The sequence below is a fragment of the Aeribacillus composti genome (genome assembly GCF_031760945.1).
Taxonomy (GTDB): domain Bacteria; phylum Bacillota; class Bacilli; order Bacillales; family Aeribacillaceae; genus Aeribacillus; species Aeribacillus composti.
In genome coordinates this window covers 653,717-679,635 of the sequence record NZ_CP134501.1, presented here as the reverse complement: position 1 = coordinate 679,635, position 25,919 = coordinate 653,717, and the positions used below count along the sequence as shown (strand labels likewise).

The following is a 25,919-nucleotide window of genomic DNA, read 5'->3' as shown; positions in this document are numbered from 1 at the left end:
CACTTCGTGAAATTACATGATTTGTTCGATGACTTTTTCTATATAAAATAACCTTTTCAACATGAAGTCGGTTGTATCGCTTTTATTATTTTCCAACGTAAACCGGCTTGCGCTTTTCTACAAACGCTTTCAATCCTTCTTTTCGATCTTCTGTTGAAAAGGCATTGGCAAAACTAGATGCTTCAAGGGTCAATCCTGTTTCCAGATCAGCATTGCTGCCAGCATTGACAGCTATTTTCAGCATACGAAGAGCTACAGGCGGTTTTTGGGCTAGCTTTTCTGCCCATTGTTTGGCAGTTGCCAGCAGTTCTTCGCCAGGTACAACTTTGTTCACTATATGAAGCTCCAACGCTCTGTTAGCATCAAACATGTCGCCAAAATAAAGTAATTCTTTAGCAATGCCTTGACCGACAATTTTTTGCAGACGCTGGGTGCCTCCGCCGCCAGGAATAATGCCAAGACCGACTTCAGGGAAAGCAAATTTAGCTTTTTCCGAGCAAATCCGCAGATCACAAGCCAATGCAAGCTCTAAGCCTCCGCCTAAAGCAAGACCGTTAATGGCAGCAATGACAGGTTTGGATGCGTTTTCAATTTTTGAAAAAGCTTCCCTTGACACACGGTTCATATTCATCATGCCAACAAGATCGAGATCAGCCATTTCGTTAATATCTGCTCCGGCAACAAATGCTTTTTCACCGCTGCCTGTTAAAATAATGACTCTTACTTGGCTGTTTTCTTCCAGCTCGTTAAAAACGGTTACAAGCTCTTTAAATACTTTTGAATTCAGCGGGTTGACAGGCGGGCGGTTGATGGTGACAACTGCTACATGCTGTTCAATATCGCATGTTAAAAATTCCAAGCTCATCTTCAGTCCTCCATTCTCATGATTAGTCATAGTCGTAAAAACCGGCTCCTGTTTTCCTTCCAAGTCTTCCTGCTCTTACTAATTGCTTTAGAAGCATTGGAGGTGCGAAACGATTATCATTAAACTCATTTTTCATATATTCCATTACGTAGTAGCCGATATCAACACCGGCAAAATCTTGAAGTGTGAACGGCCCCATAGGATAGTTCAGCCCGAGCGTAACCGCTTTATCAATATCTTCCGCTGTAGCTACCCCTTCTTCGAGCAGCTTAATCGCTTCAATAAATTGCGGAATCATAATACGGTTGACAATAAATCCTGGAGTGTCTTTTTTCACTTCCACCGGCTCTTTATTCAGCTTTTTCGCAAATTCCTTCAGTTCTACTACTGTTTCATCGCTTGTTTTATATCCTCGAACAACTTCCACTAATTTCATGATCTGCGCAGGATTGAAGAAATGCATTCCTGCGACGCGTTCCGGCCTGTTCGTTGCAGACGCAATCTCTGTTATGGACATGGAAGAAGTATTTGTTGCCAAAATCACATGGTCAGATGTAATTTGATCCAATTTCGCGAAAACGCTTTTTTTCACTTCCAAATCTTCTATAACAGCTTCAATCACAATATCAGCCTGTTTAAAATCCTCCAAATTTGTCGTAACTTGAATTCGTTCCAAAACTTCCTTTTTTTGCTCTTCGGTCATTTTTCCTTTTGCAACGCTTTTTTCCATAAATTTATTTATTCTTGATAAGCCGTTATCAAGAAATTTTTGTTCGACATCATGCAAGATAACTTGAAATCCTGAAATGGCGGCCAAATTGGCGATGCCGCTTCCCATCGAGCCTGCTCCAACTACCCCGACTTTAGATATCGTCATAGTCACAACTCCTTTTAAAAACATAACTTTATTAATATTCTGTAAATTATTATAGAAAATATAAAATGAAATAAACACCTACAAAATACGGAAAAAGCTTCTCTTCTATCAACAATTTTGTGGAAAAAACGCTGTGGCGCTTTTATATTCTTTCAGTTGTTTTTGAATAATACAGGTCATAAAGCTTATAAGCCATCATCATATTAAATCGATGATCAGCATCATTTAAATCAATTTCCAGCAGCGATTCAATCTTTTCAAGACGATAAAGAAGGGAGCTTCGATGAATAAACAGCTCTTCTGCCGAATTTTTAATATTTCCGTTGTTATAAAGGAACGCTCGCAGCGTATGGAATAAATCCATACTTTTCCCTTCCGAATAATTCAATAACGGTTCAAGATGCCTTTTGATGAAAAATTCCACCGCTTCTTTATTATCTAAATGATGTAAAATAGTGTAAGCACCCAATTCCTCAAACAAAGCAAACCCTTTGTGGCGAAACCTGTGAAACACGACATTCAAAGCTTGGATAGCCTGCTGATAGCTAATATAATAATCATTTAAATTTTCAGTTTTACCGCCGATCCCCATGAATACTTGGCATTCAATATTGCCTTCTCGAACCCAATTTTTTATATTTCTATAAAATACTTTCCAATAGTTTTTTGGATGCTTGCCTTCTTCTTTTACCGGAACAATCAATATATAGTTTCCATCGTTTGTCGCCATGATAATTTCTTTGCTGAAACGGGAAATTTGTGTTTTCAACTGGTCCCAAATCAATGTTTTTTTAGATTGTTGAACAAGCAAATTACTGTTTTCCGTTTCCTTCTCATCTAATAAAATCGACAACACCGCTAATCGGTGCTGATGAAATAAGTTCCATTGGAATAAATTCGCATATTGTAAAATCCGCTCTTGATCCTCTATACGTTCCACAAGCAATTTGCTGACAAAACTATCCTTTACCTGCTCTTTTGTATCCAAAACAAGCTTCTGCTTGATAAATTGGATCGAACAAATATTTCTTGCCAAATCAATTGTCAGCTGATCAAATTCATCCATGTCATTTTCGCCAATTTCGACAGCCAAAAACCCAAGCAAATTTCCTCCGCCGTTCACCTTCCACAGCCGGAAATGAAGCTCTTCCCCGTCATCCAATTGGATGTGGAGTTTCCTTCCGTTTTCTATCAATCTCTCTTTATTTCCGCTGCCCATCAGCCTTTCTACATCTTTATTTGATAAATCATAATGATGGAAGGAACAAGAAATCGGCCTCATAAAACGGTCGAACAAAAGGACGGATTTGGAAAAAAGACTTCTTAAAGCAGACGTAATACCGTCAAAATTGTCATGTTCAACTGTTTCTTTCACGAGGGCGTGCTGATAATCAAGCAGAAAGTAAAGACGTTCTTTATGCTCCTTTTCGTTTTTATATAAACGGGCATTTTCCAAAATAGCGGCAATATGATTGGAAAGCAGCTTTAATATCTCCAAATCATCTTCATTAAAAACTCCCTTTTGTTTCTCTTCTACATGAAGCACACCGATTGTTTTCAAATCAAATATTAATGGAACGGTCAGTTCAGACCCGCCTGGAGTATCCAAAAACGGAAAGTATTCCTTTAAAACATAATTTGTTTCAATATTAATCCGTTCCGGTTTTTCAAATGGACCATAGGATGGAGGCTGAAAAATAAAATGATTTTCTTTTTCGTTATATAAATAAATACAAGCCATCCTTGCATTAGTTCCTTTTCCGGCGCGTTCCACAAGTGTTTCAATATTTTTTTCAAGCGGCACATCAAGCGACAAATTTTTGCTGATCCACTCGATCCCTTCGATTTTTTTAATTTGTGCTTCTTTTTGTTTTGCCATTGCAATTGCAACAGCTACATCTTTGCCGAATTCATCAAAATGTGCCTTCATATCCAACAGAGGTACGTAGTCAAGATAGGCAATAATGCAAAAGCCCAAGCTGCTCATATCGTCTTTGAGAGGAACTGTAAACCACGTTTTTACTTTTTCTTTTTTCATTAAATTGGTAAACTGACAGTCGCCTGCTTGCTCTGCTTTATCATATGTTAAGCTTTGGTGAAGGAGATTCGGCGAACAGTTTTGAACCTGCAGCGGAAAGGATTCCGTTATTTTCTGCAAATCTCCGCTCCAAACTTTCAAACTCAGCTCCTCTCCCTCTTGTAAAATGATGCCGACAAAATCACATGAAAACTGGGAGCGGAAGGAATCAGCCAAAAATTGCAATGCCTCTTCCTCCGTATCAATTTTCACTAGATGTCTAGCCGTTTTTCGCAAATGATTTTCAATCTTTCTCATTAATTTTTCCCGTTTTGATTCTGTCAAAGAGGACTCCTCCTTTTTGAAGAAGCTTGTGTCAATATTTCAAAAAATGAAAAACATGCTATAATTCAATTTAAACAAAAACAAATGCTGCGTACAAATTTTATTTGAAAAATGAAAACGTTGATGGTAATTTGTTAAATAGCTGTGGCTTTATCCACGCTTTTAAAAATTTTGCTACGATCTTTTGCGAGGATGGTACAAATGATCAATATTCTTGTCACACTGAATTCAAATTATATTCCCCCGCTGAAAGTTATGTTAAATTCATTATTCCAAAATAATATTGAAGAAAAATTTTCGATATATATCATGTATTCAAATATTTCCGATCAAGATTTACACGAATTGGATCAATTTGTAAAACGTCATAACCAAAGTTTATATCCAATATACGTAGACCCTAAGCTCTTTGAAGATGCACCCGTTTTTCGCCATTATACATCAGAAATGTATTATCGATTAGCTTCCCATCAATTTTTGCCAGACGATTTGGACCGAATTCTGTACCTTGATCCCGACATCGTTGTAATCAATCCCATCAAAGATTTTTACTATAGTGATTTTGAAAATTGCTTGTTTATTGCTTCTGAACATACACATTCTACAAAAGTTGCCAACCTTTTTAATAAATTAAGGCTTAAAACCCCGAATGCGAAAGGATATTTTAATACGGGCGTTTTGCTTATGAATTTGGAACGGATTCGGAAAGAAGTGAAATTGGAAGATATCTATGCATTTATTAATGAAAACCGTTTAAAGCTTGTCCTTCCTGATCAAGATGTGCTCAATGCTTTATACTGGGATAAAATTAAACCTGTTGATTGTTATCGATACAATTATGATGCAAGATATTATGAAATTATTAAATTGCTTCCAAATGCAAAGCATGGGATGGAGTGGATAAAAGAGAATACTGTTTTTATCCATTATTGCGGGAAAGACAAGCCTTGGCAAAAAAACTATAAAGGAGAGCTGGGAGCTTTTTATAAAAAGTACGAAATACTATAAAGAGCGGCAAAAAACATTTATCATCACATCTCCGCGTTAATAAAAGGGGCTTGTCTAATAAGTCGTTTTTTCGGCTTATTGACACCCCTTTCTTACATTTAGTCAAGTACTTTTTTAAATTCTTTTGGAGATATGAATTAATGTTTTAGAAAACGTTGATATATCGACGTTAATGATTTTTTGTTTTCAATGGGGATTTGACTTTCTGGACGGCTCTTTTTGACTAAAACTTTCCTGACTTAAAAATGGAAAATAACAGCCACAAAAACATGAGCGTTGCTACGCCAAAACCGATTTCAATCGCTGGAATTTTCCAAAGCAGTGTTGATTGCCTTCCCATTGAAGAACCAATAATAATCCCTACCATAATAATACTGAATGCCAATAGCACGATGCTGAACGATAACCGATTGCTGATGCGGTCAAGTTTTTTCAGAAAAAGATCTAATTCCGGAATCGTGATCTCATGGCGGAGTCTGCCCCGCTTCATTAAAGAAGCGATCTCTGCTACATAAGCTGGAAAATCCATTAGCAGTTCTGTATAATCTGTTACGTGTTTCCATGCATTTTCAGCGATATACTTCGGATGCAAGCGCTCCTTTGCCAGCCGGCGACCAAAAGGCTCAGCAACATCGATAATTCTAAAATCTGGATTCAATTTTTCGACCACGCCTTCAACCGTCAAAAGCGTTTTTCCTAATAGTGTTAAATCAGAAGGGATTTTGATGGAATGTTTGAAAGCTGCTCGAAAAAGGTCGTTCACAGCTTCACCGATGCTGACTTGGTGTAACGGAACACCGTAATACTTTTCCCGTAAATCTTCGATGTCCGCTCTCAATTGCTTTAAATCGATATCTTCAGGAACGATGCCCATGCGCAAAATGGCTTTCATGACGCCATCCGTACTCTGCCTCATTAAAGAAATCACTAATGATGAGAAATGATGCTTCATGTCCGATGTAAGCCGGCCGGTCATTCCGAAATCAATGAAGGCAATGATTCCGCCCTGCTTAATGATGACATTTCCAGGATGGGGATCGGCATGAAAAAAACCATCTATAAATATTTGCCGGAAAATTTCTTTTGATAAAATTTCTGTAATATGATCCAAATGGTATCCATTTGTTTTTAGTTTTTCAATCTCATTTAGTTTAATTCCTTCTACATATTCCATTGTTAATACTCTTTTCGTCGAGTACTCCCAAAACACTTTCGGAATGTAGACAGCTTGTTCATTTGCACTCTGTTTAGAAAATTTGTCTGCATTTCGGGCTTCAATGGTATAATCGAGCTCAGCACGAAGAGCCTTTGAAAACTCTTCAATCATGTCCCTGACCTGATACTTTGCAGCCCATTTTAGCCTATGCTCCGCTAATACCGCTAAATCTTGAAGAATTTCTAAGTCCGTTTCAATCACATTCGAAATATGAGGGCGTTGAATTTTTATAGCCACTTTTTCACCCGAATGCAAAACGGCTTGATGAACTTGTCCTATTGAAGCAGCAGCTAACGGAGCATGATCAAAGTGCCGAAAAATTTTTTCTATTTCACCGCCCAATTCTGATTGAACAATCTCACGCACCTCATCAAAAGAAAAAGGCGGAACTCGATCCTGCAATTTTTCCAATTCACTAATAATCTCCTCCGGCAGCAAATCAGGACGGGTGCTCGCAATTTGACCTAATTTTATAAATGTCGGGCCTAATTCTTCCAATACAAGCCTTACCCGTTCACCTATCGTTTTGGAATGATGCTCAGTTTTTCTGCCAAAAAAAGCTTTTTGCGGCAAAGAAAGAAATTGCGAAATACCCATTTCCTCTACGACGAATCCAAATCCATTGCGAATTAAAGCAGACGCGATATCCCGATAACGGCCAATATGCCGCATCCTTTTTCCAACCACTTTACCGCCTCCTCAACAACAAAGGACCTTTTAACAGGTCCTCTTTTACTCATCTTCCTTTTCCAATTTGCGAATCTTTTCTTCCAGTTCTCGGATATCCTCCTTCGTTGCTATATCTAGTTTGTTGATCACCTGAGCCACTTGCTCTCGAACAAGACGCTGCAGTTCAGTTTTTTCTTCTTCACCGCGCTTGATTAGCTGGTTAAAAACTTCTTTTGATTCTTCAATCGATATCTCGCCTTTTTTCACGAGTTCATCTACAAACTTTTTCACTTGTTCTTTGCTTGCTACAGCTAAACCAAGTCCGAACGCCAATCCCTTTTTGAATAAATCCATTATGCTTGCCCTCCATTTCTTTCGAATTTCAACACGAGGCTTTATCCTTGTTATCACCTTAATCTTCTATTTTATTCAGTAAAATTCCTTCACTTTCTTTTCGAAGTGTAAAACAACAACCACATCTTATAAAATTCGGCTATTTTTGTTATTTCGTCACATCTTCCAGCTTCGCTTCTGTTACTTGCTGCAAATCTTTGACGCTGAGCTCCATTTGCACGCCGATTTTGCCCCCGCTGACAATAATATGCTCGTGTTCCAATGCAGTTGAATCGATAATCGTCGGGTAATGTTTCTTCATGCCGATCGGCGAACAGCCTCCGCGGATATAGCCTGTCCATTTTTGTAAATCTTTTACTGGCAGCATTTCGATTTTTTTCTCTCCTGTTATTTTCGCAGCTTTTTTTAAATCTAATTCTGCCTCAACAGGGATGACAAATACATAAATGTTGCCGGCGCTGCTCTTAGCAACTAATGTTTTATATACTGATTCAGGGCTTCTGCCAATCATTTGTGCAACAGAAATCCCATCAACCTTCCCCTTTTGGACATCGTAAGTAATCACGTTGTATTGTATTTTTTCTTTATCAAGAATTCGCATTGCGTTTGTTTTTGTGTTCATTGTTTATACCTCTCCAAAAGCAGAATATTTTAGGATGAGCGATGTGATGAAAAATATAAATGGACGGCATCTCCAATACAGGCTGTTGTGTCTCAATCGTTAAACAGTTCACTTAACACCTTTTTTCTATTTTCGAGAAACCGCCTAGTAATAATATAATGCATAGTTTCTTCATATTTTACTTCCTTTAGCGGATGTTCATCAAAATTTAAGATTTGGGCATTTGGATAGCCGAGTAAAATGGGAGAATGAGTAGAAATAATAAACTGCGCATCGTTTTCCAAATCTTTTATGATTCTTAATAAAGTCAGCTGTCTAGCAGGTGAAAGTGCTGCTTCAGGCTCATCCAACAGATAGATCGCTTTTTTTCCAAAACGATTTGTTAAAAGTGAGAGAAAAGCTTCCCCGTGCGACTGTTTGTGAAGAGAACGGCCTCCATAATAAGGGAGACTTTCAGGAATTGTATCGAGATACGACGCAAAATGATAAAAGGTCTCAGCTCGCAAAAAAAACCCGTTCGTCACTTTTGGCATCCATGACAGCCGTATGTATTCCCCAAGGGCCGCATCGGAAGCATCTACATGAAAATTATTGTTTTTGCCTCCTCCGGCTGTATTAAAGCCACACTGATAAGCTATTGCCTCAAGGAGCGTTGATTTTCCGGAACCGTTTTCCCCGACAAAAAAAGTAATATTGGAACGAAACGAAATGGATTTTAAATTTTTTATTGCAGGAATCGAAAACGGGTAGCTATTTAAATCAATATCTTTATTTCTTAAAATTTCGAGGCTTTTCAAATACATTGAATTCATCTCCAAAGTCGTTCGTATTTTCATATTCACTGTGCACGTTTCACATAAAATAAACAACTGCCGATTGCTTGATGTTTTATGGAAAAAATTTTTTGGAATATTGCGACCTTTGAAGTTGATCGCTTTGAAAATCATCAAATGTTGTATTCCGACTTCCAAATTTCTGCATTCATTGAAAAAGTTTCATTATAAACGAAACGGGCGATGGAGATTTTCGTCTCAACGCTGCATATTTTCTTAGTTTTTGATAAATATGTCGCAAAAACTTATTGTTTACAATTAAAGCTCGCCAACGAATAAATGATTTTTGTATGGTGGCCATTGATTCGAAAAAGTGTTTTTTCCTATCTGATCATCGTCTTGTAAATATGATAATTTTCGTCATCAAAACAAACGAACAATATTGATTGAATGCTTCGGATGAATTGATTTTGAATACACTCCTTAACGGTCTCTAAAGCAATTTGGGCCGCTTCATGCTTTGGAAAACGATAAACACCAGTACTGATATTTGGAAATGCGATCGTTTTCACGAAATGCTCTTCCGCAAGCTTTAAGGAGTTTATGTAGCAATTTCTTAGCAACTCCCTTTCTTGATAGGCTCCGCCTTTCCATACTGGTCCGACAGTATGAATAACGTATTTGGCGGGCAAATTTCCTGCAGTAGTAATAACTGCTTCCCCGGTCGGACATCCTCCTGTTCTTTCCCTGATCTTTTTGCATTCCTCCATAATCTCCGGCCCGCCTGCTCTATGGATCGCGCCGTCGACACCCCCGCCTCCCAAAAGTCCGTTGTTAGCCGCATTAACAATCGCGTCAACAGTACACTTTGTAATATCGCCTTTTATTACCTCCAATTCAGTATCGTTAATAACGATTTTCATTAATATCAACCTCCGTTTTTATACAAATATGAATTTGTATACTGACAGTCAGCTCCTAGTTACGGAAACCCTATTAGACGATACTTTAAACCTTATTGTGTTATATCCACGATCGTTTTTTGAACGAATTTGAACAATTCAATGATGTCTCAATTGTGCGACCTTTAGGAGTTTTCATATTGACATCATACAACCATTTCTTCTTTGTCTTATCATAACAAATATAAATCGGAAAATACATATAAGACCAACTGTTACAATAAAGCTTGCATATTTTTTTACCACACAAATCAAACTATAAATACTTTTAAAAATAAATTGCGGAGGACATGAAGTGAGACGTGCTATAAACAGTTTAAATGAATTTTTAAAAGGAAATTATATGGCAATTCACGCTTATAATGAATATATAAATCGTGCTAAGCAACCGGAACTTAAATTACTGTTACAACAGTTACAGCAAAATCATCAGCAACATGCGATGGAGATAACGAAAAGAATACAAGATCTTGGCGGAAAACCAGTTGATCATCCTGGAATCAAAGGGAAAAGTATGGAGATATTTAAAATGTTAACAGACCACAACAATGAACCGGACCATATAGTAAAAGATGCACTAGCTGGTGAAAAACGTGGTATTGAAATATCACAGAACATTGTAAATGGAACTTTAGATGACCAAAGCTACAGACTTGTTCAACAAATTTTAGATAAAAACATAAAACATCTTGACCTTTTGAATCAGGCTTTACATGACATACAAAAAAAAAAGCCGATTGATACAATCGGCTAAAATGTGTGTACAATGATAATGTCATATACCCGTGGTGCTAGATAAAATCTCGAGACATAAAAACAGCCCTTGCATAAGGATCTCCTTTAAAATGAAAGTGCGAACAAACATTCAAAAGGAGAAGTTCCATGCAAGAGCACTTTCATTTTACAATAAACCAAGCAAAAATTCAAAAGCAATATACCGCGATCTTATTCGTTGTATCAGCACAACTGTCTTGTATTCAGATGTATTTGCAACGTCGAAATCGTCATTTGTTGAAGCAAGAGGATGAGGTTATCATCGCCATTCACGTTCTTGGAAAATTGCTGGGTTTTACTTCGGAACGGGCTTGGCATCGATTTGTCATTGGAAACCTGTTCACCAAGGAAAAGTTCCTAGAGCGCTCTCGATACAACCGTCGATGCCGTTCTTTGCGTTGGGCGATCAAATGGATTCGTCACCAACTCGCCAAACGTGGACAACATCACGCTTATGCGGTAGTGGACAGCTTACCCATTGAACTCTGCCACCACGCACGAATGTATCGCGTCAAACGATTTCAAGGAATCGCAGATATTGGGTATTGTGCATCCAAAAAGATGGTTTACTATGGGTTTAAGCTTCATCTTCAGATTACCGACCAAGCGCTTCCGATGGGATATGTCCTGACCGAGGCATCCTGCCACGATCGGACAGCTGCGGAAACAGTGATGACTCAACTTCCTCATCCGTATACACTTGGCGACAAAGGATATGTGAGCCAAGCCCTGCAAAAGAAGCTGTACGATGAATACAAGATCGCTTTTTGGACGCCTGCCCGAAAAAATCAACGTGTGGTGCAATCAAAAGAATGGAAACAATGGATGAAGTGAAAACGCAAAATCGTCGAAACCGCGTTCTCGGTTTTAGTGGATTCATTTCGGATCACGAAAATTCGCGCCAATTCGATCTCTGGATTTGAAACGGCGCTTGATGCCATTTTATTGGCCTATTCGCTCGTTGTTCTTGGGCTAGTTGAGCGTTGACGCTCAACTAGCACCATGGGTAATGTCATATACATTTTTGTAGGTTATTTCTCTTTTGCAAGAATTTAGGAGGTAAAAGCCAACGGATAAATGTAAACCATCTTAACTAACCGAATTTCATTTCTCCTCCCGGTGATCTTCATTCTTTATGAAAAGTGAACATCTTTAAACATGATCAACTGCTTATGAAGAATGAACTTGCTTTGTCTCCCCAAGTTTTCTTTTGCGAATGGGAATTAGGATCAAAGTAACGAAAATTGTCATGATCGCTAAGGTTACGGCAGAATAAAAGAGTCCATTGTAACCATCTTGTGCTGCCATTAAGGTGATTTGATCGACACTCGATTGGATCACTTCTTTTAACCCTGGATCTTTGACTTGATTGATGATTCCCAGCATCTGATTTTCGGAAAATTCCCCAGATGACGTACCAAATTGTTGAGATAGTTGGTAAAACTCCTTCATGGCTTCCGAACTTAAACTCGTCCCTCCTATCTTTTCCTTTAGTATAATAGGAAAATGGGATTTAAATAACTCGGGAATGTGATTGAATCCCCTAGCGATGAAACCTGCGTAGATCGTTGGAGCGAGGGTCATACCGATTTGTCGGCTTAACGATAAGGTAGAAAGTGCGGAACCTTTATCCGACTTCAGCGTTTCTGTCGCTAAAATATTTAACGGGGCACCGAGAAGTATTCCCATTCCCAAACCTGCAACCGACGAAGAAATAATGAACTGCCATTTTGAATCAATCCATGTCGGGAACAAGAGAAAACCGATGGAAGTTATGATTCCCGATAATATCACCGCTGAAATTGGTCCTCTTTTATCAACGAATGCTCCACCCATAGATGCACCGATTCCCGCCATTATTGCAAGGGGTGTTAACCAATACCCGGAATTTTCTGACGCAATCCCGAGCACTTGTTCTGTAAATGCCGGGATAAAAATCATGGCTGCCAGCAACGCCCCAGAGAAAGTCCCTATTAATAAAGTTAAAAGGTACGTAGGTTGTTTTAACAAACGATAAGGAAGAACAGGGTCGCCGCCATTTCTTTCGAGTTTGCTTTCATGAAAAATCAAAGCAATGAAAAGAACAATCCCCGATAAAATAAAACCATACACATTTGGGCTCAACAAGCTGTCTACAAATTCGACACCTTCGATATTCGTCAATCCATACATGATTCCTAAAACGGAAAGAGATAGTAAAACCGTTCCGAACAAATCGAGACGCCCAGTTTCCGGGTCTTTCGTTTCTTCTAATTTTACCCATCCAAAGATAATTAAAAATATCGCTATCGGGACATTGATAAAAAATAATACATGCCATTTACCTGTTAAATCTAATAACATGCTGCCAATATTCGGTCCCAAAACGGCGGCAATCCCATTCATTCCACCCAACATTCCAAGGGCTTTTCCTTGTTTTTCAACCGGCATCGTACTTAGTACATGTGAACTACCGATAATGAAGATTCCCCCTCCACCAAGAGCCTGTAAGAATCGAGCACTTAAATAAAAAATAAAATTTGGGCTTAAAGCAACAAGTAAAGATCCCAAACCAAACAAAGCAATTTCAACAATAAATAATTTTTTTCGTCCATATCGATCCGATATTTTTCCGATGATCGGGACACTGATAGCTAATCCTAATGTATAAAGGGTAACTCCCCATGCCCCCCAATTAGCAGAAACTTCGAACGAATTGTTAATCGTTGTCAGTGCAGCACTAATGATTCCATTATCTAAAGCAGCCATAAACACGCCAATTGTAAATAATATCATTGCCCATGTTTGGCTAGATGCTTTTTCTTTCAAATAAGTCACTCCCTTACTTTAAAAATACAATAAATAACTATAGTTACGCCATGTAAATTACACAACAATTGTCATCTAAAAAAAACAACAAACAAGTATCCCTTTTGCTATATGAAACTGTTTTTTTGGGAGTATCTTGCTTTGTTTTCTGATAAATAAACTCGACAAAGATGCGTCCCTTCTAGTTAAAGTCGCTGTTGGATTTCTCGTCATACTGTACACATAAACTAATAAAACTAGAATCCAATACCGTTTCACCGCCCAACGCCTGCTAATACGGTACCCATCGGGCTTAGTGGTCTTTCGCTTGATGGAAAAAGAATCGATCGACCAACGTCGACATAGTAGCGCAAAGATGTCTTTGTTACATAGCTTTCGATCGGTACTCAAAACGCAATGAAGATTGTCAAGCGTCATGGTTGATCGTCTTTTTAAGCAGAGTAGCACCACGGCATATCTGATACTTTTGTGCGCCCCTTCGTAGCGGTCAACGCGATAACGTTCTTCTCCCACCATGGACGAGATGAGTGTCTTTCAAAGAGAGTGGTCAAACTCCTTTGCCTGAACCGCCATGTCTTTTGGATAAAAAACGATTGGTCTTGAGCGTTGCAATCACGTGGAATCTTTTTTTCAAGCAAGCTTCCATGAGCGTTTGAGATTGATACCAAGAGTCCATTAGCACATAAACGGGACGGTTCACATCCAAAGAAGAAGGCATTTCAACCGCAAGTTTCCACTTTTTTCCCCAGCCGTATTGTCGTAGGGGCGAAACACGAAAGAGAAAGTCTTGAGTCATCACATGAACCGTGAGCCAAGCGAGAGAATGTACCCAGATTAACTATTTATCGGCGTGAGAATCATTCCAATCAACATCCTTGAATGATATGCTTTGTCCGTGACGAAGGATTTGTTTTTTTTTGCCAAATTGTATCGTCGAGCGAAACAAAAATGGATTGATTTTCATGTTTAGCAATGCGTTCAATGCGATGAAGCATCCCCTACTGATACTGAGTTTGCGAAGTAATGTCTCTTCATTCCAGGTTTTTTTGAGAAAAATGGCTAAGTGTCGAGCGATGATTCGGTGAAAGTTCCCAGGTAGTGATCAGTAAATGTTTTAGAAAGCCTTTCATAATCATCGCATCTTCAAGATGAACGGAATGCTTCATGATAGGTTTTTAATAAATAAAGTGCCAATGTGCTAATCTATTCATAAGACATGAACCTTCTTGTATAAATGGTTTGTTGGCACATCTATTTTAACCAAGGAGGCGGGGGCATGCCTATTTTCTTATTTGGATGTAAATATTTGTTAGATAATTTGCTCACCTACAGATTATGTAGTTCATTTGCCCATCTACAGTAAAAAGTAAAATTACTAGCACACTGCTTTGATATTTTATGAATAAACTGTAACAATCGATAAAAGAGCTTGTCAAGTTACCCTATTAATCTACTACGAAAAGTACATAAATGGTTTCAATTTCTTCTGTTTCCCCCTAGTTTGTATATTCTTTCCTCAAACAGTAATTACAATGTTCTTTTTAGAATGTATGTGCCATCTCACCAGTATTCTCTTCTCGACTATTTGAAGCATTTTGGGCTTACCAAATAAGGATATATGCCTTTACTCTCTATAATAAAGTTGCGAACGGGCTAGTACCCGTCATATCAAGTGAAGTAGAAATCCTTCAGCTCTGAGGAGTAATTTTGTATATCACACCCCTTTTTATGGAAAATGTCTTAGTTACATTGAATTTTTTGTCAATTTGTTTTTCCGCTTCTACAGTAAAAACGACCCGAAAATCTTTTATTTCTTTTTTAAATCGTCAATACCAATAAAAAACGTACATTTAATATACATTAAATAGAATGGAGATTACAGCAACTTTACTGGAGCAACGGACATGATTGCCTGCCGATGTTTTACACATCTCCTTCTTGACAGAAGAATCACGCCCGCAGAGGCTCATTGTCGAGTGTCACTGCCTTACCACACTTATACGGACAGGAACTTCATGAAAAAATTTGTGTTCAAAAATCTGACTTATATCCATAAATCTTACATTGCTGAACTGTTGTTATTATGTATGCTGCTGTACACGCATGTATTTAGAAAAAAACATTTTTTTCAATTTGTATTCTGTATCATTTGACTGCTTATCACTTATGCGTACCTTTACTATGATTCCTACATAATGACGGTATGCGAATCAATCAAATGAATCGATATTTAGGGACTCCTCCGAAACAACAATGCCATCATTGTCAGCATACACATACGCATTTGGGGTCCAGCGCACTTCACCAAATTCAAGTGCGACATCACGGCTTCCTTTCCCTTCTTTTTTACTTTTAACCGGACAGGTGCCGAGTGCCTTTACCCCAATCGGCATCGTCGCAATTTCAGCGGAGTCGCGTATACATCCATTTATAATCACGCCAGATAATTCACGTTCACATGCAATCTGAGCTAAACGATCTCCTAAAAGCGCGCAGTTTCGTGAACCTTTTCCATCCACAACAAGAACTGAACCTTTTGGGATCGTTTCTAGAGCTTGACGAACTAGCACATTATCTTCAAACACTTCAACCGTTGCAATTGGACCTGAAAATTTCTTTTTTCCCCCATAACTGATAAGCGGCAATTTACAAACTTGAAGCTTTTCTAAATATTGATCGCATAAATCAGCAGTTTTCATGATGAATTCTCCTTTCCCATCTATGATTGATACAAAAATATATTTTGACAACCAAGAAGTAAATCCCTTTCAAATTGAAAAAATAATCAAAGGTCAAGATTCGCGCTCGCTTTTCGTTGTTTGGCCGGGCTTGCTGGATACTAGCCGGCGCAACACAAAGCCAAACTCTTCTCTATTGCACTTAGTGATTCATTAATTCTTTCTTTAAAATATTTCGATGCATTAGCATTGCATAAATATAGTTAGAATTTTCTGTTAATTATTTTTTGTGAATTTGTGCCAAAAAGACAAAACCTAAAGAAAGGTGGCACTGCCCATTTGGTAAATATATACAGTTAAACCAGAGCGACAACGACAAAAGGGAGATTATGGACTGGCTCGCCCATCAAATTTTCGCAACCAAACATAAGCTGGTTTCCACAGAGCTCTCTTTAACCAACGAGTAATTCGAAGTAGGGATTTCTTACTTTTCATCTCCAATTGAATGAGAACATGTAAGCAATACGTGATAAGGGCTAAGAAAATTTGATTTTGAATAGCTGTTTCACTCATTCCATAAAAGTGCTTAATTTCTACGTGTTGCTTGAGCCATTTGAAAAAGAGTTCAATAGCCCAGCGAGATCGGTAAATATCACTTATCTCTTCTGGTTTTAAATCAAATCGGTTGGTGATGAAACGAAGTAAGTTCCCTTTTGTGTCCATAACTTCTAGTAGACGATAGACATTTTCAGTACGATTTTGTGTGGTACCAATGTAGACCATTTTATCGGATAGAACGTGACAATCATCAGGAAGTGAAAATGTATAGACTTCACGAATGACTGCGTTTTTCTTCAGTCTTGAAACGAAGAAATAGCCATCATCTGTCATCCGGTCAAAACGTTCATAGTCCACATAACCGCGGTCAAACACATACATGGCTTCTTTATCATCCACTAGGACTTCGAGTTGATTTCGGTCATGTTCTTTTGCTGTCGTAATCACTGCTTTTTCAGGATAGACGGTGTCTTTATCCATGAAAACGAGCCGTAAGTGTAGCTTTACACCAGCTTTTGTTTTACGGAATTTTGCCCATTTATAATGGGTCAAATTCAACGGGAGTGTACTTGAATCAATGATTTTCAGTGGCATATTCTTTCCGTTTTGATAATGGTACCGTTGAATTTTCCAAACAAGATCCAAGAACAAATTTGCAAGAATTAGTGGGTTGATCTGATTGTTTTTTCGGGATAGCTGAGAGGCACTTATCGATTCAAATCCGAGTGCTTTTTGAAGATCTTCGTCTACAAGTGCATCACTCATTTCCTCTAAGCTCGTAAATTCGAGCAGCTGGGCTACCAATAAAAGTTTAATATAGGCTTCTGTTGTCAGCTTTTTTGTGTAATAGTCCTGTTTCAATTCTTTGACTTGTTCGCTAAGTTTTTGAATATTTATGGGTGAAACCCATTTACCAAATGATGAAATTAGTGTATTCTTGTCCATAACGGTTATCCTTTACGATTGGATTTGGACAGGAACCACCTGTACTTCCATTGTAAAGGATTTTTTTGTTTTGAAATCAATAAAAAATTGAACATTCTTAGCATTTTGAATCATCAGATTTAATTACTGCAATGCTAGTGATTTCGATGAACTCCCCCCTCCCACTTGCTTAGAGGCGGGCTTCATGTAACCGTTTTAATGATATGAAAAGGACTGAGCCGTCAAATCTGTTCCACTTAGACAGCCGCAATTCTTCCTTTCCATACAATTTCAAAATTTAAATCAATTTTTTCAAAAAATATATTGATTCTAACGTTACGTCAGGTTTTAAGATAAAACTAAGAAGGAGAGAAGCTATCCAGCAATCCTGATTCAAAATGGCCCGAACGTAAAGGAGAGATTCGTTGTGGAGAATTTTGAAAAAAATCAAACTTCATGGCAAAATTTTAAAAAGTTGATAAAAATGGCTAACCCTCCTTTCTGGATTTTTGTTGCGGCAATCGTATTAAGTCTTTTGGAAGCAGCTACAGGATTAGTCGTTCCGATCTTTACACGGGATTTGATTGATCGTTTTTCAACTTCAAGTATTGAAACTCATTTAATCTTTTTATTGATTGCAGTTTTTATTCTTCAGTCAACTACATCAGGCTTCTCCTATTATCTTATGTCTTATATTGGCGAATATATTGTGGCAAAAATCCGTTCAAAGCTTTGGAACCATGTGCTGTATTTGCCGATACCTTATTTTGACCGCCATGAATCTGGAGAATTGATGAGCCGCATAACACAGGACACTTATACAGTAAAGTCGCTCGTGACCGAGCATTTAGCTAATTTCGTTTCAGGAATTGTTACGGTCTTAGGGGCTGTCGCTATTTTAATTATCATTGATTGGAAAATGACGCTCATTCTGTTTATTTTTGTACCGCTTGCTATCGTATTGGTTCTTCCACTTGGACAGAAAATCTATAAAATTTCCATGCAAACCCAAGACGAAATGGCCACTTTCAGCGGCAATCTAGGCCGCGTGCTGAGCGATATCCGGTTGGTAAAATCAAACATTGCCGAACCTGTCGAAAAACAAAACGGAAATCAAAAAATTCAGCAGTTGTTCCGATTCGGCTTGAAGGAAGCAAAAATCCAAGCGATTATTTCACCTTTAATGACAACGATTATTATGGCGGTGTTAGTCGTCATTATCGGCTATGGAGGAATTCGTGTTGCCAGAGGGGAATTATCCGCAGGTTCGCTCGTTGCCATCATAATATATATGGTGCAAATTATTGTACCTTTTAGCCAAATGGCAGGATTTTTTACAGCTTTCCAAAAGGCAATGGGTGCGACAGAACGAATTCAGCAGCTTTTGAATACAGAAACAGAACATAATAATGGAAATACAAGAATTGATGTTCATAAACCAATCGTGTTTCAAAACATCTCGTTTGCTTATGAAAAAGGAAAAACGATTTTGCAAAACGTTCATTTTGAAGTGAAGCCCGGCCAAACCGTCGCGATCGTCGGACCAAGCGGTGCTGGTAAAACAACTATTTTTTCCCTTATTGAACGGTTCTATCAGCCAACAAACGGGGCAATAAAATTAGGGAATACCGACATTCGCGAATTTCCGCTTTTTGAGTGGCGCCAACAGATCGGTTACGTTTCTCAAGAAAGCCCGATTATGTCTGGCACGATTCGTGAAAATATTTGCTACGGGCTAAATCGTACAGTCAGCGAAGAAGAAGTGAGAAAAGCCGCGCAATTGGCTAATGTAGATGAATTCATCGAACAAATGCAAGACGGCTATGAAACGGAAGTCGGCGAAAGAGGGATCAAGCTATCCGGTGGGCAGCGTCAGCGCATTGCCATCGCGAGGGCACTGTTGAGAAATCCAAAAATTCTTCTGCTGGATGAAGCTACATCCAATTTAGACAGCAACTCCGAGCAAAAAGTGCAAAACGCTCTCCTTCATCTTATGAAAAATCGTACAACATTTGTCATCGCCCATCGACTTTCAACTATTATTAATGCAGATTTAATCATCGTCCTCGAAAATGGTAAAATTACCGGTCAGGGAACACATAATGAGCTGTTGCAGTCCCATCCGTTGTATCAAAAGCTTGTCAGCCGACAAATGCAAAATTTTGCTCCCGCCAACGATTAAGGCGGGAGCCGCATATAATTTACAAATGGAAGCTGACCGCTTAAGCCCGTTTCCGCTCCATAATGTTGATCCCTAACCCCATGAACACAACAGCCATCAAGAATAGGATGCTCATCGGATAGAGCAAATCGCTGAATGAGTAGCCGTAAACTACCGCCCCTTTTAACAGGTCCATTCCATACGTAACGGGGACAAATTTTGAAAGCAAGAGAAGTGCATCCGAAGAAACAATTTCCAGCGGCCAATAAGCTCCTCCGAGCATCGCCATGCTGACAGAAACAAGCGGAAGCACCGCATGAAACTGCTGCTCATTATTGACAATTCCTACTATAAAAATTGATATTGCGACAATTGCCAGTACATAAGGGATGAGCAATACGAGCACAAACCAAAATTTATCGCTGAAATCTACATCAAACACAAAGTGAAAGACTGCAAAAATAAGCGCCACCTGAATATAGCCGGTTGCAAAACTGTAAATTAAATTTCCGGTATACATCTCCCATTTTTTGACCGGCGACAAAATCATTCGATCCCAAATGCCGTTTCGCTTTTCCATTAATATATTGAAAACGTTGTACGCAATCGTATAAATGACAAAAAATAAGACACTGCCGAAAATCGATTGCATTTTGCTGTTGATGATAACAGTTTCATCCGCACGGAAATGTTTTGTCTCTACGGTAAACACCGGATCGTTTTTCGCTTCCGCAAGCGATTTTGCCACTTGCTTTGCGCTTGATTCTCCTTGTTTTTCCTTCACCTGATCGATGATCGACTTGGATTGTAATGCTTTTGCGTAAACTTTTTGAACCGTTTGCTGAACCAAATAGCTATTGGGGGTATTGGAAGCAACGATTATGCGGAAATCGTCCTTTTTAAGCTCCACACCTGCTTCCGCCTTACCTTCGCCAACCAGCTTTTCAACTTCCTCTTTTTTCATCCTTTTAAACGAAAATAGATTATACTGCTCAAGAGAGCGAATGATTTCCTTCACTTCACTTTCAGGCAGTGCGCTGTATACTGGGACAACTATAGTCTGTTTGTTTACGGAACTGATGAGCATAGCAAAAACGACAGAAAGGATCGACACCATTAAAAATAGCCAAGGCTTCCGGATAAAAAGACGCAGCTTTGCTGTCAAAACTCCGATCACGCCATTTCACCCCTTTTTGGGAAAACTAGCAAGCTCAATACGAACATAACAAAACCGAAAAGACATAAGTATATGACAGTCCAAATAAATTGCGACAGATCATAGCCTTGCAAAATTTTTAAATAAGCTGTCATGCCGGCTCCATTTGGCGTCATATCCCCCAATTTGTGCATAAATTCCGACATTTGCGAAACCGGGAAATAGCTGCCGCCAAGAAAAGCCAAAATAGAAACGACTCCGCTTGAGAAGAAAATGGAAACATTATCTGAATTTATTCGATAGCTCAATGATGTTAAAAAGGTTCCTATTCCTCCGACTGCCACACAAAGAGCAAGCGTAACAATGATAAACGAGACGAGATCCGGCCACTTGACACTGTAAAAAACGGCTGCTAAAGCATATAACAAGGAGAGCTGAAAAAAGGCAATGATCAAGGAAGTTATGAAAATAGCAGCCATGTATAAATTTTTCGGTACATTGGCAAGCAACAAACGATGGAATGCGTTCGACTGTTTTTCTTGCAAAGCATGAGACGAAATATACGAGGCCAGATACAACACAAACATAACGCTTATGCCGACTGTATAATAAGTAAAAGAATTAATTGGCTCCCGTTTTGTCACGGTTTCCATTTCTCCCTTTACTTTTGCGACAGGCAGTTCAAGTGATTCGTTTAAGCCAGCCTGATCCAGTTTAGAAATCAAAGAATATTGCTCTTGAAATTCAGTGATGAGCTCTTGAACAAATTGGGCTGTAATTTCTTTGCCTTCGTTGACATATATACTAAGCTTCGGCTTCGTTTTCTCGCCAAATATTAAATGGTTTAACAACGTGTATGAAAAATGCTCCGGCACTTCAACAATGACTGTATATTTGTCATTTTCACGAATTTCCTCCAATTCAGAAGGCTGAAACTCTGCCATTTGTATATACGGTTCCAGCCCTTTTGAGCCTAAAATTTCTTGTTTTAAAATGGAAATAGGCATCATTTTTTCCACTTGTTTTAATAGAAATTCCTTTTCCTCATCCGGCATTTGCACGTTTTTTACGTCGTTGGCGAATTTTTCGAAGTCCTCTTGTTCATTGCCATGTTCGACAATCGCTACTTTCGCTTGAATATCCATTTTTTTGCTGTCCATTACACTTGTGAGCGCAAAACCTAAAATAGATATAAGAGTGAACGGCATTACTAATAGAAGAAGCAATTCCTGCTTATTGCGGATCATTATTAAAAATTGTTTCTTAATAAATTGTCCAATCATGATCATCACCCTTTTAATTTCGTAATGCTCTTCCAGTTAAATGAAGAAACACATCTTCCAAAGTAGGTGTTTTAATCTCGATAGATGTCAACATTGTGTTTGTTTCCTCAGCAATTTTGAACAATATGGAAAAAGCATTCGCTTCTTTTGGCGTTAATACGGTAATTACCCGATCTTGCACAGTCACGCGATTGACAACCGGATGATCACGCAGCGCTTGAATAAATGAATCGTTCACGCGCTCGACAGTAATTTGGATTGTGTTTTCTGCCGATAAAATATTTTTTATCTCCTCTTTAGTACCGGCCGCCAAAATATTCCCTTTATCCATAATGTAAATGCGATTGCATAAAAATTCGACTTCCTCCATATAATGGCTCGTGTACAATACGGTCATTTTTTTCTCCTTATTTAACCTTTTGACCGTTTCCAAAATATAATTTCTTGATTGCGGATCAATGCCGACTGTCGGTTCATCCATAATGATCAATTCAGGTTCGTGCAGCAAGGCAGCCCCGATGTTCAATCTTCTCTTCATTCCGCCTGAAAAATTTTTAACAAGATCATGCTGGCGATCCGTTAAACCGATCATTTCCAAAACTTCCTCTACCTTCTGTTTTAATTGCGAACCTGACAGCCGATAAATTTTGCCGAAAAACAGCAAATTTTCCCGCGCTGATAAATCGGGATATAATGCAATTTCTTGCGGTACAACCCCTAAAATTTTTCTGAGCTTTTCCGGCCTTTTGATGACACTTTCGTTATTCAAACGAACATCACCGCTTGTCGGCGGAATCAGAGTAGAAATAATTGAAATGGTGGTCGATTTGCCGGCGCCGTTTGGCCCCAAAAGCCCGATGATTTCCCCTCTTTCCAAAAATAAATTCACACCGTTTACAGCATGCGTTTGTTTAAACCTTTTCGTTATTTCAACAGCTTCCAGCATTTTTTATCCTCCCTCTCAACGTTCTATTTGTATATTACAGCGTCCGCACTTTCTCACATACTATCTGCAGTCACTCTTTTCACTGAAAAACTATGACTTAGGTCATACATTTACAAAGTCTCTAGGAATAGCGCTGAAAATCAGCAAACATTCCGAGTCGAAGCAAACATTTTTCAATTATGAACGCTTCATTAACATAGAGCTTTAAAATTTCACGGCATTATTTCAATACAAAAAAAGACCGGCCTAAATAGCCGATCCTAATCAAACAGCTAGCAAATATCATGTTTAATGGCATAAATAGCGAGCTGTGTTCTATCCCGCAGCCCAAGCTTATTTAAAATTTGCGTCATATGGTTTTTGACAGTTCCGATGGACAAATGAAGGTCAGACGCAATTTCTTTGTTCGTTTTTCCTTCGCCGACAAGCTTCACAATCGCCAGCTCACGCGGTGTTAAAGGAACGTTCACCATCTCTTTTTTTGGCTTTTCCAGCAGCTTCGGTACCATTTTTGCCGCTACATCTTCATGAATGGACATTCCGCCTTTCATACAGCTATGTATCGCATCAATCAGCTTTGCCGGTTCAGATGTCTTCAGCAAAAAACCGCTTGCCCCATCCTTCAACGTCTGTACGGCATATTCCTCATCATTAAACGTTGTTAAAATAAGAATTTTCGCATCAGGCCACCGCTCTTTTATTTTTTTAGTCGCTTCTACTCCGTTCATAACTGGCATGCGAATATCCATTAAAATCAGGTCTACAATTGTCTTTTCCATTATTTCGATTGCTTTTAACCCATGCTCAGCTTCCGCGACTACTTTTAATTGCTCGTCCTGTTCGATCATCATTTTCAAGCCTTGGCGGACAATGGCTTGATCTTCAACAAGTAAAATACGGATGGTCATCATTCATACTCCTTTATTGGCAAAGTCCCATGAACAACAAACTCATCATTTGTTTGAAATATGTTCAAGCTTCCTCCAGCTTCTTTCACACGCTCTTTCATATTCGTTAAACCGAAGCCTTTTTGAAACGGTTTGGCATCCGATATCCGGTTTTTTATCGTAAATTCCAAGTCACCGATCGCATTTTTTCCTAATATGATATACACTTCCCTTGATTGCGCATGCCGCATCGCATTCGTTAGCGCCTCTTGGATGACTCGGTACAAAACGACATTTTGCTGATTAGTAAGACGGGCCGATAAAACCCCTTGCTTCGTCGTAAAATGCACCATAATATGACTTTCCGATTCCAGCTTGCGAATGAGCTGAAGCACTGACGAAATCCCTTCACTTTCATCCATTTTTAGCGCCCTAACTGCATGTCTCGTTTCCTCTAAACTTTCGCGAACTAAAGATTTTAATTCTTCATATTCCTTCCTTTTCTCTTTGATCGAAAGCATCTCAAGCTGCATCAGCAATGCCGTTAATTTATGCCCGACAGAATCATGAATATCACGGGCAATTCTCGTTCGTTCTTCCAATCTGGCCGACCGCTCGTTTTCATAGCTGATACGCTTTAATCCTCTATATTCTCCCAATAGTTGTTCATACAGCTCCCTTTGTTCCTTCCTTTCAAAGATATATTCATTTAAAACAACAGAAATGAAAGTAAATATAGCAAACGCCGTCAGCCATTCAAAAGGATTAGGAAGGAATAAGGCGATCAGGATCGAAACAGAAACATGAATGACGGCAAACAGACGAAAGGGCTGTTTTTTTAGCTGAAAAATCGCTTCGACATAAAGATATAAAATTAATAAAAGAGAGGCATGATTGCCTGCAGCAGACTGAAGCCATCCCGCTGACAAAATAAAAAGATCCACGATGATGTACAACAGAAGAGTATTTTTGACAACAGGCAGAAAAAAATAGCAGCCAATTGTACAAGCACTTAAAAATACCAATAAGGTGAGATGTGCTGAATGATCCAAAAAAGCTGAAAATAAAAAGTACGTCCATAAAACGGCAAAAACGAACACTCTGAATAAAAAAGCCTTCACTGACATCCCACCCTTTGTAATCTACTATCAACCTACTGAAACTATAAAAGAATGTCAACGGCTTTTCAAAAGAAATGTCGGACATTTCTCAAATCATGTACCAATTAATTAAAATACTGAACTTCTCCCTTATTCTCTCCAAAATAATTACCCTGTGATTTTAGAATTCAACATTTCTAAATAACAACCTCTATAATTAAAGACACCGGTTTAATCTAACCGATGTCTTTAACTAAATCCTATAACTAACAATAACAATTCCTATATCTAATTAGTTAATGTAAAAACCGCATAAAAATCAATATTCCAGCGGTTTTTATAAATAAAATTTTTTCTTACTAGTATTCCATAGTATGTAAAAATATCCTCATACTCTCGAAATTACACATAATAGATATAATAATAAAATCCAGGAAAACAAAAAGGAAACTCCTTCAAAAAGGAATTCCCTTGAAAATTTACTTGCTGCCATACAACAGCACTTGCGCTATGCCGACAAAATATTCTGATTCACGAATAATATGGTTCAAAACAACTTTGGCGGTCGGATTTTTTCGAACAGCAGCGCTTTCCGTTTTAATTTGCCGGCATAATTTAATAAAATCGAGACTTTGCTTTAAGCAAAATGACACCAAATTCAATACTCGTTGATAAAGCTTTGCTGGAATATAGTAAGGGGAGCGTATGACAGACTCAATATAGCGCACAACCTTTTGATGCGTCTTCGACAATTCTTCTTCCCAATTTAACAAAGCATCTACATAGTTTTGCTCTAAATTTGCCACCAGCTCTCGGATCACAACAGTATGCTCTTCCTCTTGATGCTTCCAAAACTCCGCTTCATCCAATATGCGAAGCGGCATTTGCTGACCGTAATAAAATTGCATCATCCATCCTCCCATGATCGTCGTTCAT

The 25,919-nt window shown here is 38.6% G+C and carries 20 protein-coding genes and 2 pseudogenes; 4 read left to right on the top strand and 18 right to left on the bottom strand.

The window, feature by feature from the left end; translation table 11 throughout:
- Positions 1–85: 85 nt before the first annotated feature.
- The 3 genes from RI196_RS03285 to RI196_RS03275 all read right to left on the bottom strand — a co-directional run bounded on the left by RI196_RS03285 (position 86) and on the right by RI196_RS03275 (position 4,104).
- A complete protein-coding gene (locus RI196_RS03285; RefSeq protein ID WP_130158386.1) occupies positions 86–865 on the bottom strand; it encodes an enoyl-CoA hydratase/isomerase family protein in 780 nt (259 codons plus the stop codon).
- Between the two features lie 22 nt (positions 866–887).
- Positions 888–1,742, bottom strand: a complete 855-nt coding sequence (locus RI196_RS03280) for a 3-hydroxyacyl-CoA dehydrogenase family protein (RefSeq protein WP_063389218.1) — start codon at positions 1,740–1,742, stop codon at positions 888–890.
- Between the two features lie 142 nt (positions 1,743–1,884).
- Positions 1,885–4,104: a helix-turn-helix domain-containing protein gene (locus tag RI196_RS03275; protein ID WP_130158384.1), complete on the bottom strand. Its 2,220-nt coding sequence runs from the start codon at positions 4,102–4,104 to the stop codon at positions 1,885–1,887.
- A gap of 201 nt (positions 4,105–4,305) precedes the next feature.
- Here RI196_RS03275 and RI196_RS03270 point away from each other — a divergent pair, with 201 nt between their 5' ends.
- Complete coding sequence (locus RI196_RS03270; RefSeq protein WP_066248838.1) at positions 4,306–5,112, top strand: glycosyltransferase family 8 protein; 807 nt, start codon at positions 4,306–4,308, stop codon at positions 5,110–5,112.
- Positions 5,113–5,335: 223 nt separating this feature from the next.
- Here RI196_RS03270 and RI196_RS03265 read toward each other — a convergent pair whose 3' ends face one another.
- The 5 genes from RI196_RS03265 to RI196_RS03245 form a co-directional block, all read right to left on the bottom strand.
- On the bottom strand, positions 5,336–7,015 hold the full coding sequence (locus RI196_RS03265; RefSeq protein WP_144597365.1) for an ABC1 kinase family protein: 1,680 nt from the start codon (positions 7,013–7,015) through the stop codon (positions 5,336–5,338).
- A gap of 45 nt (positions 7,016–7,060) precedes the next feature.
- Entirely contained in the window at positions 7,061–7,351 is a 291-nt protein-coding gene (locus RI196_RS03260) for a phasin family protein (RefSeq protein WP_063389222.1), read from the bottom strand.
- Positions 7,352–7,499: 148 nt separating this feature from the next.
- Complete coding sequence (gene ybaK / locus RI196_RS03255) at positions 7,500–7,973, bottom strand: Cys-tRNA(Pro) deacylase (RefSeq protein ID WP_066248834.1); 474 nt, start codon at positions 7,971–7,973, stop codon at positions 7,500–7,502.
- A 92-nt stretch (positions 7,974–8,065) separates the two neighbouring features.
- Positions 8,066–8,776, bottom strand: coding sequence for an AAA family ATPase (locus RI196_RS03250; protein WP_063389224.1), 711 nt, complete (start codon positions 8,774–8,776; stop codon positions 8,066–8,068).
- Between the two features lie 353 nt (positions 8,777–9,129).
- Positions 9,130–9,669: an O-acetyl-ADP-ribose deacetylase gene (locus RI196_RS03245; protein ID WP_144597367.1), complete on the bottom strand. Its 540-nt coding sequence runs from the start codon at positions 9,667–9,669 to the stop codon at positions 9,130–9,132.
- Between the two features lie 334 nt (positions 9,670–10,003).
- On the opposite strand from RI196_RS03245, the gene RI196_RS03240 reads away from it, so the two are divergent.
- Positions 10,004–10,462, top strand: coding sequence for a ferritin-like domain-containing protein (locus tag RI196_RS03240; protein WP_130158378.1), 459 nt, complete (start codon positions 10,004–10,006; stop codon positions 10,460–10,462).
- A 128-nt stretch (positions 10,463–10,590) separates the two neighbouring features.
- Positions 10,591–11,469, top strand: a pseudogene (locus tag RI196_RS03235) (IS982 family transposase).
- Positions 11,470–11,652: 183 nt separating this feature from the next.
- On the opposite strand, the gene RI196_RS03230 reads toward RI196_RS03235, so the two are convergent.
- The 4 genes and pseudogenes from RI196_RS03230 to RI196_RS03215 all read right to left on the bottom strand — a co-directional run bounded on the left by RI196_RS03230 (position 11,653) and on the right by RI196_RS03215 (position 17,471).
- Positions 11,653–13,257, bottom strand: a complete 1,605-nt coding sequence (locus RI196_RS03230; RefSeq protein WP_066248868.1) for an MFS transporter — start codon at positions 13,255–13,257, stop codon at positions 11,653–11,655.
- 76 nt (positions 13,258–13,333) lie between these two features.
- Positions 13,334–14,554, bottom strand: a pseudogene (locus tag RI196_RS03225) (transposase).
- Positions 14,555–15,500: 946 nt separating this feature from the next.
- The gene (gene rraA / locus RI196_RS03220) at positions 15,501–15,989 is read right to left on the bottom strand and encodes a ribonuclease E activity regulator RraA (RefSeq protein WP_066248830.1); all 489 of its coding nucleotides are present in this window, start codon (positions 15,987–15,989) and stop codon (positions 15,501–15,503) included.
- A gap of 366 nt (positions 15,990–16,355) precedes the next feature.
- Positions 16,356–17,471, bottom strand: a complete 1,116-nt coding sequence (locus tag RI196_RS03215; RefSeq protein WP_311066883.1) for an IS4 family transposase — start codon at positions 17,469–17,471, stop codon at positions 16,356–16,358.
- 463 nt (positions 17,472–17,934) lie between these two features.
- Between RI196_RS03215 and RI196_RS03210 the strand changes: the two genes are divergently transcribed.
- Positions 17,935–19,632 carry an ABC transporter ATP-binding protein gene (locus RI196_RS03210; protein ID WP_130156726.1) on the top strand — a complete coding sequence of 566 codons (1,698 nt, stop codon included), beginning with the start codon at positions 17,935–17,937 and terminating at the stop codon, positions 19,630–19,632.
- Between the two features lie 40 nt (positions 19,633–19,672).
- Here RI196_RS03210 and RI196_RS03205 read toward each other — a convergent pair whose 3' ends face one another.
- The 6 genes from RI196_RS03205 to RI196_RS03180 form a co-directional block, all read right to left on the bottom strand.
- Positions 19,673–20,788 (bottom strand): ABC transporter permease, encoded by a 1,116-nt coding sequence (locus tag RI196_RS03205; RefSeq protein ID WP_130156724.1) that lies wholly within the window; start codon positions 20,786–20,788, stop codon positions 19,673–19,675.
- Positions 20,785–22,050: an ABC transporter permease gene (locus tag RI196_RS03200; protein WP_144597369.1), complete on the bottom strand. Its 1,266-nt coding sequence runs from the start codon at positions 22,048–22,050 to the stop codon at positions 20,785–20,787. Before RI196_RS03200 ends, RI196_RS03205 begins: the two co-directional genes overlap by 4 nt.
- Before the next feature lie 13 nt (positions 22,051–22,063).
- Complete coding sequence (locus RI196_RS03195; protein ID WP_063389232.1) at positions 22,064–22,996, bottom strand: ABC transporter ATP-binding protein; 933 nt, start codon at positions 22,994–22,996, stop codon at positions 22,064–22,066.
- Positions 22,997–23,268: 272 nt separating this feature from the next.
- The gene (locus tag RI196_RS03190; RefSeq protein ID WP_044895620.1) at positions 23,269–23,904 is read right to left on the bottom strand and encodes a response regulator; all 636 of its coding nucleotides are present in this window, start codon (positions 23,902–23,904) and stop codon (positions 23,269–23,271) included.
- A complete protein-coding gene (locus RI196_RS03185; RefSeq protein ID WP_130156720.1) occupies positions 23,904–25,004 on the bottom strand; it encodes a sensor histidine kinase in 1,101 nt (366 codons plus the stop codon). Before RI196_RS03185 ends, RI196_RS03190 begins: the two co-directional genes overlap by 1 nt.
- A 458-nt stretch (positions 25,005–25,462) precedes the next feature.
- Positions 25,463–25,891 (bottom strand): DUF2935 domain-containing protein, encoded by a 429-nt coding sequence (locus RI196_RS03180; RefSeq protein ID WP_063389235.1) that lies wholly within the window; start codon positions 25,889–25,891, stop codon positions 25,463–25,465.
- Between the last annotated feature and the right edge of the window lie 28 nt (positions 25,892–25,919).

What these genes read in the sequence shown, in the direction of transcription:
- RI196_RS03195 (WP_063389232.1), bottom strand. Translation starts at nt 22,996, where the DNA reads ATGCTGGAAGCTGTTGAAATAACGAAAAGGTTTAAACAAACGCATGCT.
- RI196_RS03285 (WP_130158386.1), bottom strand. Translation starts at nt 865, where the DNA reads ATGAGCTTGGAATTTTTAACATGCGATATTGAACAGCATGTAGCAGTT.
- RI196_RS03230 (WP_066248868.1), bottom strand. Translation starts at nt 13,257, where the DNA reads ATGATATTATTTACAATTGGCGTGTTTATGGCTGCTTTAGATAATGGA.
- RI196_RS03180 (WP_063389235.1), bottom strand. Translation starts at nt 25,891, where the DNA reads ATGCAATTTTATTACGGTCAGCAAATGCCGCTTCGCATATTGGATGAA.
- ybaK (WP_066248834.1), bottom strand. Translation starts at nt 7,973, where the DNA reads ATGAACACAAAAACAAACGCAATGCGAATTCTTGATAAAGAAAAAATA.
- rraA (WP_066248830.1), bottom strand. Translation starts at nt 15,989, where the DNA reads ATGAAAACTGCTGATTTATGCGATCAATATTTAGAAAAGCTTCAAGTT.
- RI196_RS03280 (WP_063389218.1), bottom strand. Translation starts at nt 1,742, where the DNA reads ATGACGATATCTAAAGTCGGGGTAGTTGGAGCAGGCTCGATGGGAAGC.
- RI196_RS03260 (WP_063389222.1), bottom strand. Translation starts at nt 7,351, where the DNA reads ATGGATTTATTCAAAAAGGGATTGGCGTTCGGACTTGGTTTAGCTGTA.
- RI196_RS03270 (WP_066248838.1), top strand. Translation starts at nt 4,306, where the DNA reads ATGATCAATATTCTTGTCACACTGAATTCAAATTATATTCCCCCGCTG.
- RI196_RS03215 (WP_311066883.1), bottom strand. Translation starts at nt 17,471, where the DNA reads ATGGACAAGAATACACTAATTTCATCATTTGGTAAATGGGTTTCACCC.
- RI196_RS03210 (WP_130156726.1), top strand. Translation starts at nt 17,935, where the DNA reads ATGGCTAACCCTCCTTTCTGGATTTTTGTTGCGGCAATCGTATTAAGT.
- RI196_RS03245 (WP_144597367.1), bottom strand. Translation starts at nt 9,669, where the DNA reads ATGAAAATCGTTATTAACGATACTGAATTGGAGGTAATAAAAGGCGAT.
- RI196_RS03250 (WP_063389224.1), bottom strand. Translation starts at nt 8,776, where the DNA reads ATGTATTTGAAAAGCCTCGAAATTTTAAGAAATAAAGATATTGATTTA.
- RI196_RS03190 (WP_044895620.1), bottom strand. Translation starts at nt 23,904, where the DNA reads ATGACCATCCGTATTTTACTTGTTGAAGATCAAGCCATTGTCCGCCAA.
- RI196_RS03200 (WP_144597369.1), bottom strand. Translation starts at nt 22,050, where the DNA reads ATGATTGGACAATTTATTAAGAAACAATTTTTAATAATGATCCGCAAT.